A 9,062-nucleotide genomic window follows, 5' to 3' on the forward strand; every position below is an offset into this window, starting at 1 on the left:
CGAACACGAACAGTGGTAGGGGGCCCGCGGGGGGCTACGGGCTCACTGTTCGATTGCTCAGGCGCCGTCGTCCTCGCCGGTGAGGCTGGACGAGAAGTTCCCGCCGACCACGGTCATGTCGACCTGGTTGCCGAGGATGTTGGCGCCCATCACGATGGACTGGTTGAAGGCCGTCGTATCGATGGATGCATCCGCGGTCGCCTGCGAGATGCCTTCCACGAAGCCGTCGTCTCCATTGCCGGAGCCCCACATGCCGCCGGCACCACCGTCGCCGCCGGCGCCCGCATAGAGGGTTCCACCGGCACCACCGGCACCACCGAAGCCGGACGTCGCCGCGCCGCCGGAGGCGTTTCCACCGAGGCCGCTGCCGGCCAGGATGGCGTCGATGGACGCCGTGCCGCCCGCGCCGCCGTCTCCGCCGAGGGCGCCGTTCAGCGAGTAGGCGTTTCCGAAGGCGGCCTCGATCAGACCGGCATCGCCGGCATCGACATCGCCGCCCGCACCGCCGGACCCGCCATTGCCGGAGCCGGCATCACCGGTCGAGCCACCGGTCGTCGCGCCGGAGGCACCGCCGTCGTCGACGCCCGCGCCGGTCACTCCGAAGGCGTTCGCGACGGAGCCCGAGAGGCTGGCTGCTGCCGCGTCGCCGCCGCCGTCCTCATCCTGCCCATGGGAGCCACGATGGTGACCACCGCCGCTTTCGCCGCCGGATCCGGCGTTCGCGTCGGAGCTGGTGTCGGGAACGCTGACCGCGACCGGAACCGTACCGGCGACCGCCACCGCATCCCCGGCATCGCCGCCCTGCGTGTTCGCGGCATTGCCACTGGTCGCCTCGCTCGCGGCACCGTTGCCACCGGCTGCGCCATCACTGTCGGTGTTGTCGCCGCCATCGGCCTGGCCCGCGGCCACCGCGCCGATCGCAGCCGAAAGAGCTCCGGCATCGCCGCCATTGCTGCCGTCGCCGGCGTTCACTCCCTGAGCGGAAGCCGCGCCGCCGATGCCGCCGAGGGCCGCCGCGAAGCCGCCGAGGGCAGCACCACCCATGGCTCCCGAACCGCCTCCGGCATCGCCGGTCCGACCGCCGACACCACCCGTGCCACCGGCCGTGATGCCTTCGGAGGCATTGGCCGTGCCGCCGTCAGCATCGCCGTTCTGGTTGAAGGTGCCGTCGTTGGAGACGCGCGGATCGCTCAGCGTGTCGTTGTCGATGAGACGGGCATCCTGGCTCATGACGAAGGCGTTGTCGTTGCCTTCACCGTTCAGGGCGTTGTCGAGAATGTCCGACATCGTGATGTCGTCGCCCGGATCGATGTCGATCGTCCCGTCGTCGTTGACGAGGAGATTTCCGACCGTGGAGCTGTGCAGATCGATATCGGCGAAGTCGTCGTCGCTCGGATCGAAGCCTTCCATTCCGATGTCGACGGCGACGTCGACCGTGGTCTTGGTGGTCGTCGACGTGAAGTTGCTGTTGGAGTTGTGGTTTCCGTTCAGGTTCCCGTTGGCGTTCAGGTTGCCGTTGCCGTTGAGATTCCCGTTGCCGTTACCGTTCAGGTTGCCGTTGCCATTCCCGTTCAGATTGCCATTCCCGTTCAGATTGCCGTTCTCGTTCACCGAGTGCGTTTCCGACGAGGAATGCTGGGTCTGGCCCTGTTCCTGACCCTGGGCCTGCTCCTGCCCTTGATCCTGGGACTGGGACTGACCGGCTTCGTCGTCCTGATCGGTCGGATCCTGCGGATCCATCCAGGGAGGCATGCCGCCCCCGTAGTCGTGGCCGTTGTTCTGGTGGTTTCTGCTCTGTCTGGTCGACATCTGACTGTCCTCTCAGGTTGGAGGACGGCACCGCCTTGCATCAACGTTTTGCGCGGCATTCGGCCGTCCGTTGCGTGAGCCGTCAGGAGTCCGATCGACGACCGTCGCGGTCGTCGGCGTCGTCAGCGCCATCTTACGTAGAGGAAGTTGCGACTGTCGGCTCCCTGCCGGCAATCGAACGGTCGCAAAGGGGAAAGCTTCGCGTAAGCTAGCAAAAGGAGCGTCAATCCCCGCTCGGGACCCTCCGCACGTCGATCGATCGTGACGGATCGGCGCTGCCCCGCATAGATCGAAAGAGCTATTTCCGAACGGAACGTCCAGGTTTCGCCGAAACGGGCGATCGTTAATAAGTCGTTAATCGCGAACCATGAATCGTCTCGACGTCGAAGTGCTCCGAAGGGCGAAAAATCGCAGGTCGAGTAGTAAAAAATATCGACTACAATCCGGTCATTCATTCGTATATAAAATGATCATCGTGTCTGACGATCGGGCTTGGGGCAGTCTGGTCGAGGTTGAGTCGACCGAGGGAGGGGGGAATGTCTCTAATCCAACCGTATGCTGTCCCAAGGGAATCACTGTCGCAGCTTTCCGCCAGTCTTCGTGAGAGGGCGGATCTCCCGAGGACGAATTTCGTCCTGCAGAAGCAAAGTCTCTTTCCGGAATGCTACCGAGCCGTCCTCAGAGAGACGTTCGGGCATACGCATTTCTCGGACATCGAAACATTCGTCGGTGGAATGGAGAACCGACTGGGAGAGCGGACCCTGATCGTTCTCGACGCCCTCAAGACCCTGAACTCTGTTTCGAGCATCGAGACGTTGTCGAAAGCGTTCCCGGGCGCTTCCTTCGCCTTGGCGACCGAGGGGCTTCCGGAACGGCGCGAACTGGAGCGGTTCTACGCCCGACCTCATTCCTGCAGCCTGCTGCCGATGGATGTGAGGCTGGATCTCTGGTTGTCCTCGGTTCGGATCATGATCGACGGGCACGAATACGTTCCCGCGCATTATGTCCGCCGTTGTCTTCTGGGAGGCAGCGAACACTCTTCTGCGAAGAGCGAGCCGATTTCTTTCGAACCGATCGCCAGCGCGGCGCCGATGAATACGCCTTCCAAGGTTCATCTGACGGACCGCGAGGCCGATGTCCTCGAACTCATCGCCAGCGGAACGCCGAACAAGCTGATCGCCGATCGCCTCGATCTGAGCGAGCATACCGTCAAGCTGCATGTTCACAGGGTCATCCGGAAGCTGGGCGTGCGAAACCGGACCGAGGCGGCGACGCTCGCGCACAAGCTCGGTATTCTGCGAGGCGGCGAGGGCGGGCGGTGAGTGCGGTGACGTCCGCCAGCGCGTCGAACTTCAACGCGATGCTGAAGTTCGTCGGAGAACTGAACTACACTTGGACCAATACGGAGAGCCTTCTCGTCCACGTGATCGCGGGCCTTGCCGGGGTCGACAAGGAGACGGCGACGGTCATCTTCCTGACGCTTTCAAACTCGCGGTCGAGGATCGCCCTCGTCGAGCGTCTCGCAAAACTCGAGCGGACGAGTGCCGACAGGCGCAAGGCGATCCTTGAGGCGACCGGTCTTCTCACGCGCTGCCAGAAGCTTCGCAATCATTACAACCACTGCCTCTATGCGTTCGACGAGCACCATCTGCCCACGAAGACGATCAATCTGCGGATCGTCGAAACGAAGGACTCGCTCCGTCTCGACGGATCGAGAGACATCGATCACCGCACCTTCGCCGAGTTCGAGACCTCGCTCGCCGATATGCGGAAAGCCAATGAACGGCTCTGGAGCATCATCAAGGAGTACGGCTTTCCGCTCTGACCCGGGTTCGGCAGGCGAGGGGACGGTGAGCGGTAGGGCGCCGCATCGATCCCCCGAGCGGAAGCGGCCAAGCGGCTCGGCAGCGGAGCCGAGGGGCGATCGAAAGTCTCTTCCTCAGACGACCGGACGGTTCTCCTCGACCTCGTTCAACGTCTCCTTGCGGCGCCGGAAGCGCTTCCAGGCGGGCGTCTGCGAGGCGAAGATGAAGACGACCGACAGGAGAAGGACGAGCGAAAGTGGGCTGGTGACGACGCCCATCAGGAAATCGGTCATGCTGCCGCGCTCGCTGATGATCGCGCGGCGCCAGTTGTCGTCGAGGAGGCGGGACAGGATGACGCCGAGGATGACCGGGCCGAGCGGAAAGCCGTAGAGCTTCATGAAATAGCCGAACACGCCGAAGCCGAGCATCCAGTAGACGTCGGTGATCGAGTTGTTGATCGCATAGGCGCCGACGATGGACAGAAGCATGATGAGCGGGATCATCACCCCGCGCGGCATTTCGACGATCTTCACGAAGAGCTTGATGCCGGTGAGGCCGAAGATCAGCATGAAGATATTGGACAGGACGAGCGATCCGACGATGAACCAGAACATGTCCGGCTGATCGACCATCAGCATGGGCCCCGGGTTCAGGCCGTGGATGAACAGGGCGCCGATGATGATGGCGGTCACGGCGTCGCCGGGAATCCCCAGCGTCAGCATCGGAATGAATGCGCCTCCGATCGCGGCGTTGTTCGCGGTTTCCGGCGCCACCAGTCCTTCGATGGCCCCGTCGCCGAAGGCGCGCTCCGGGTTCTTCGTGACGCGTTTGGCGTGATCGTAGGCCATCAGCGCCGCGATGTCGCCGCCGGTGCCGGGCAGGGCGCCGATGACCACGCCGATCGACGAGGTCTGGAGCGAGAGCGGCAGATGCTTGCGCAGGGTGGAGAAGGAGGGGACGATCCGGCTGAGCTTCTGGCGAACGGCCGGCGTATCCACGTGGTGAAGCTGTGCGAGCGCCTCCGATACGCCGAAGAGGCCGATCATCACGGCGACGAAATTGATGCCGCCCTGCATGGCCTGGAGATCGAAGGTGAAGCGCTCGGTGAAGGTCAGCGGATCCATGCCCACCGCACCGATGCCGACGCCGAGCGCCGCCGAGAAGATGCCCTTGACCAGCGATCCGCCGGACAGCGAGCCGACGAGGAGCAGGCCGAGGACGGCGAGCAGCATGTAGTCGCGCGGCTGGAAGGACAGGGCGAAATCGGCGACGAGGGGCGCTGCGACGGCGAGAACCAGAATGCCGACGAAGCCGCCGAGAAAGCTCATCACCGTCGTGACGCCGATCGCGGTGCCCGCTTCGCCGCGCTGGGCCATCGGATAGCCGTCCATCGCCGTCGCGATCGCCGACGGGGCGCCGGGGATGTTGAGGAGGATCGCGCTGCGCGAGCCGCCGTAGACGCCGCCCATATAGATGCCGATCATCAGCGCGATGGCGGGATAGACCGGCCAGGGGAAGGTGAAGGAGATGAGGATCGACACGGCCATGGTGACCGAAAGGCCGGGGATCGCGCCGATATAGACGCCGGCAAACGTGCCTGCGGCGACCAGAAGCAGCAGCGTCGGGTCTGTATAGGCGGTGAAGAAGGCTGCGAAATGGTCCATGGCAGGATCACCCAAACAGGCCGCGAAGGACGGAGAGCATCTCAGCTTCCGGCACGATGCCCGCCGGCATCAGGACGGTGAAGACGATGCGGAAGAGCGCGTAGATGAAGGCGAGGCTGCCGAGTCCGACGCCGATGGAGAACAGCCAACCCCGCCCGGCGAGAAGCTTGATCGAGACGATCAGGAACAGGGCCGATGTCGGCAGGAAGCCGAGCGGTCGCAGCAGGAAGGCATAAGCGATCAGGAGGGCCACCATCAGGAGGACCTTGCCCGGCAGAATGTCGCGCCGGAGCGTCTCCTTGCGGTCCAGCGGCTTCTTCAGCGCCTTAACGGCGAGGATCAGGGCCGTCACCGCCATCACCGCCGTCGTCGCCATGGGAACGGCACCGGGCGAACTCAGCGATTCGAAGCCGGCGATGCCATAGGCGTCCCAAAGAAGATAGGCGCTGACGACGACGAGAAGGATGGCGAAGGCGGCTTCGCCCGGCCGCCTGGTATCGGGCTGATGCATTGGTCACCGATCATGAGCGCACACGCCCGAGCGAGAATCCGGGCGTGTGCATCGATTGGAGGGTTACTGCGTGTCGGCGGGTTTCGGAATGCCGAATTCCTCGGGCGAGGTCTTCGCCATGCCGGCATCCTGCAAGAGCCACGCGGTCGTGCTCTGCCAGGTCTTCATGAAGTCCTCGGCCTCCTGGCCGCTGATGTTCATGAGGGCATAGCCGCGATTGTCGAGGAGCGACTTGAACTCTTCGGTCTCGGCGGCCTGTGAATAGGCATCCCGCAGTTTCGAGATCGCGTCCTCGGGGGTGCCGTTCGGAACGAAGATGCCGAAGAACGGACCCCAGGGGAGATACCGTCCGAAATCCTCGTTATAGGTCGTGATCGGCTTGACGTCGGGAAGCTGCGCGACCGGCTCTTCCGTCACGACCGCCAGAGGCTTCATGTTTCCGGCGCGGATCGATTCGATCGCGGCGCCGAGCACTGCGGGCATCACGTCGATGGCACCGGACTGGAGCGCCGTGAGCGCCGGGCCGTCGCCGTCATAGGGAACGAAGGTGACGGGCAGCCCGTCCTCGACATCCGCGATCATCGCGGAGACGACGGAGGGAAGGCCGCCGGGACCGGTCGATCCGAAGCGGATCTCGTCCGGGTTCTCCTTCACATAGGCGATCATCTCCTCATAGGTCTCGAACGGCGCGTCGGGCCGCGCGACGAGGATCGGGGTGCCGCGCGCCAGGATGCTGATCGGCGTGAAGTCGGAATAGTCGCGCTGGCCGAGGCCCATGACCTTGTAGATGAGCGGGTTTTCGGCTCCCATCAGCATGGTGTAGCCGTCCGCATCGCCCTGCGCGACCTGGTTCAGCGCGATCGCACCGACGCCGCCGGTCACGTTCTGAAGGACGATGGACTGGCCGAGGATCTCCTGCGCCTTCGGCGTGACGGCGCGCATGACCGTGTCGGTGGAACCGCCCGCGCCCCACTGGATGATCCCCTGGATCTCCTTCGTCGGGTAGTCCTGCGCGGAGGCAGGCATGCAGGCGGCGGCGAGAGACAGCGCGGCGAAGGCGGCGCCCAGGATCGTTTTCATCTATGTCCTCCCAATATGGCATCGGCTTTCGGCGGCCCGGTGCCGGGATGCGCCACCGGCCGCCGGAACGGCAAGTATCAAGTCCGGACGAGATTGAACATGATAATCCTGACGCCCGGGTCTTTCGCCATCTGGTGAGCTCGGCGCGCCCGTCGCGGCACGGGGGTTCGTCTCGCATCTGAATGTGCGTGACAATCCCCTGGAATTTACAATCGGCTGACGCTAGGTCAGAGCCACAATCGACAGAAACTCCGTGGAGAAGGGGTCGTCAGGCATGGGGGATGGCGACCGCTACGCGTCGGCGTTCGAGGACTGCGCGGTGGTGGCGGTCCCTGCCGCGGACGAGCGACCGCTCACCTATGACTCATGGCAGGTGGGTTCGCTCCGGTTCCTTTCGGGTTCTTCGGCCCCAGTGAGCGTCGACCGATCCGGCGACGAGGTCGCCCGGTTCGAGGTGTTCACGATCTCGCTCCTCGTCTCGGGAACGTCGAAGGTCACGGCGGAGGGGCGGACATGCCTCTTCGGGCCGGGTGATCTGATCCTCATCGACGAGCGCTTCCCCTACGCAACCGAGGCGAGTGCGACGAGCTTCGTCACCATGCTGATCGATTGCGGGCGCGTGCTGATGCCCCATCAGCTGCCGGACGAGTTCTCCACCAATGCGCGCAAGACGGCCGGGTTGGGTGCGACGGCGCTCGCCGCCTTCGTCCGTACCATGATCTTCAACCGCCAGCCGACGAACATGATCGAGGCGGAGCAGATCAGCCGTGCCGCGGGGGAGCTCGTGCGCGGCGTCCGCCTGACGATGCGGCTGCCGACCGCATCCGACGATCGGCGGCACCCGGTTCACGACAGCGTCAGAGAATTCGTGACGAACAATCTCACCTCGCAGACGCTCACGCCGGAGGCGATCGCCTCGGCCCTTCGCATTTCGCGCTCGACCCTTTATCGCGCCTTCGCGGCGACGGGCGGTGTCGCCCAGCTGATCCAGGCCATGCGTATGGATGCCGCGCGCGATCTTCTTCTGATGCCGGGCGAGACGCGGAGCATCGCGGAGATCGCCGATCATTTCCACTTCTCGGGCGCTGCGCATTTCAGCCGCGTGTTCAAGACGAGATACGGTGTCACGCCGCAGCGCCTGCGTGCGCGGGGCCGGATCGGCGACCCCGACGATTGAGGGGACCTGCGGGACACACCGGGCGTGAAGTCGTCATCCGGGACCCGGTATCCGCCCAATGTTCTGAAAGTCTTGCTGATCTTTTGAGACGCCCAGTCAATCGCGTGACACGCACGGCTATCACGCCACACGCGCGGGACGTGCTTAAAGCGTAAGGATCGACACCTTTGCCCCGGCAAAGGCTGGCAGCTCTCATCCAGAAGTGGGGCGGCCGATGACAATGGGAAGGGCATCATGATGATTTTCGATCGACGGGCCGGATGGCTCCTGGCAGCGACTGCGACCCTCTTCTCCTTCGGCGCGCATGCGCAGGCAGCGCCCGAGGCGCCTGCCTTGATCGAGGCGCTGACCGGATCGGAGGCGGCGACGCGGGGAGCGCCGGCGACAATCGAAGGCTTCCGCTCGGCGAAGTTCGGCATGGACGAGGCCGCGGTCCGCTCGGCGATCGAGAGCGATTTCGGGGTCGCCTCCGATGCCATCGTCGAGAGTGCCAACGGGGCCGAGCGTACGCGTATCCTCACCGTCGACGGCGTCGAAGTCCTCGACGGCGGTGGCCCGGCGGCCGTGTCCTACGTCTTCGGCTATGAGTCGAACACGCTCGGTCAGGTCTCCGTTCTCTGGGCTGTCGGCGGCGAGGGCGGCGAAGGCGGCGAGCAGGTCGTGAATGCCGACAAGCTGGTCGCCAATGCCGACGTCCTCCAGAACTACTTCCTCCAGAGTGGCTACGCGGCCGATTCGGTGGTGGTCAACGTACCGGTCCCGGAAGGTCTGGTCGTCTTCCGCGGGTCGGATGCCGAGGGGCATATGGCCGTGCTTCTCCTGCGCGGAACGCTGGCGGAAGGCGAGGCGGGCGCCGATGGCGCCGCCGCCCAGCCGGTGCTGACGCCGACCAATCTTCTTCTCGCCTATCTCGCCGATCCGCAGAAGCCGGACGTCTTCCGCGTCGAGCCGGGCCAGTTCTGATCTTCCGACGCCCGGCCGTGAAAGCCGGGCGTCGTCGCATGTGCCTTCCGTGA

Annotated in this window: 8 protein-coding genes; 4 read left to right on the forward strand and 4 right to left on the reverse strand. The window is 64.6% G+C overall.

The window, feature by feature from the left end:
* Positions 1-57 precede the first annotated feature (57 nt).
* A complete protein-coding gene (locus tag DYI37_RS19855; protein WP_158555045.1) occupies positions 58-1,809 on the reverse strand; it encodes a hypothetical protein in 1,752 nt (583 codons plus the stop codon).
* A 734-nt stretch (positions 1,810-2,543) separates the two neighbouring features.
* Here DYI37_RS19855 and DYI37_RS00445 point away from each other — a divergent pair.
* Together DYI37_RS00445 and DYI37_RS00450 are read left to right on the forward strand one after the other, a co-directional pair.
* Complete coding sequence (locus DYI37_RS00445; protein WP_199520046.1) at positions 2,544-3,131, forward strand: response regulator transcription factor; 588 nt, start codon at positions 2,544-2,546, stop codon at positions 3,129-3,131.
* Positions 3,128-3,634, forward strand: a complete 507-nt coding sequence (locus DYI37_RS00450; protein ID WP_245413711.1) for a hypothetical protein — start codon at positions 3,128-3,130, stop codon at positions 3,632-3,634. Before DYI37_RS00445 ends, DYI37_RS00450 begins: the two co-directional genes overlap by 4 nt.
* A gap of 114 nt (positions 3,635-3,748) precedes the next feature.
* On the opposite strand, the gene DYI37_RS00455 is transcribed toward DYI37_RS00450, so the two are convergent.
* The 3 genes from DYI37_RS00455 to DYI37_RS00465 all read right to left on the reverse strand — a co-directional run bounded on the left by DYI37_RS00455 (position 3,749) and on the right by DYI37_RS00465 (position 6,869).
* Positions 3,749-5,278 (reverse strand): tripartite tricarboxylate transporter permease, encoded by a 1,530-nt coding sequence (locus DYI37_RS00455; protein WP_116681239.1) that lies wholly within the window; start codon positions 5,276-5,278, stop codon positions 3,749-3,751.
* 7 nt (positions 5,279-5,285) lie between these two features.
* Positions 5,286-5,789, reverse strand: coding sequence for a tripartite tricarboxylate transporter TctB family protein (locus DYI37_RS00460; protein ID WP_116681240.1), 504 nt, complete (start codon positions 5,787-5,789; stop codon positions 5,286-5,288).
* 63 nt (positions 5,790-5,852) lie between these two features.
* Positions 5,853-6,869, reverse strand: a complete 1,017-nt coding sequence (locus DYI37_RS00465) for a Bug family tripartite tricarboxylate transporter substrate binding protein (protein WP_116681241.1) — start codon at positions 6,867-6,869, stop codon at positions 5,853-5,855.
* Between the two features lie 274 nt (positions 6,870-7,143).
* Here DYI37_RS00465 and DYI37_RS00470 point away from each other — a divergent pair, with 274 nt between their 5' ends.
* Complete coding sequence (locus DYI37_RS00470; protein ID WP_116681242.1) at positions 7,144-8,046, forward strand: AraC family transcriptional regulator; 903 nt, start codon at positions 7,144-7,146, stop codon at positions 8,044-8,046.
* 234 nt (positions 8,047-8,280) lie between these two features.
* On the forward strand, positions 8,281-9,009 hold the full coding sequence (locus DYI37_RS00475; RefSeq protein WP_116681243.1) for a hypothetical protein: 729 nt from the start codon (positions 8,281-8,283) through the stop codon (positions 9,007-9,009).
* The last annotated feature ends 53 nt before the right edge of the window (positions 9,010-9,062 follow it).

Origin of the sequence: Fulvimarina endophytica (genome assembly GCF_003403015.1) — a bacterium.
Classification (GTDB): domain Bacteria; phylum Pseudomonadota; class Alphaproteobacteria; order Rhizobiales; family Rhizobiaceae; genus Fulvimarina; species Fulvimarina endophytica.

Coding starts and splice junctions, on each gene's coding strand:
- DYI37_RS19855 (WP_158555045.1), bottom strand. CDS start 1,809: ATGTCGACCAGACAGAGCAGAAACCACCAGAACAACGGCCACGACTAC.
- DYI37_RS00470 (WP_116681242.1), top strand. CDS start 7,144: ATGGGGGATGGCGACCGCTACGCGTCGGCGTTCGAGGACTGCGCGGTG.
- DYI37_RS00475 (WP_116681243.1), top strand. CDS start 8,281: ATGATGATTTTCGATCGACGGGCCGGATGGCTCCTGGCAGCGACTGCG.
- DYI37_RS00445 (WP_199520046.1), top strand. CDS start 2,544: ATGGAGAACCGACTGGGAGAGCGGACCCTGATCGTTCTCGACGCCCTC.
- DYI37_RS00460 (WP_116681240.1), bottom strand. CDS start 5,789: ATGCATCAGCCCGATACCAGGCGGCCGGGCGAAGCCGCCTTCGCCATC.
- DYI37_RS00455 (WP_116681239.1), bottom strand. CDS start 5,278: ATGGACCATTTCGCAGCCTTCTTCACCGCCTATACAGACCCGACGCTG.
- DYI37_RS00465 (WP_116681241.1), bottom strand. CDS start 6,869: ATGAAAACGATCCTGGGCGCCGCCTTCGCCGCGCTGTCTCTCGCCGCC.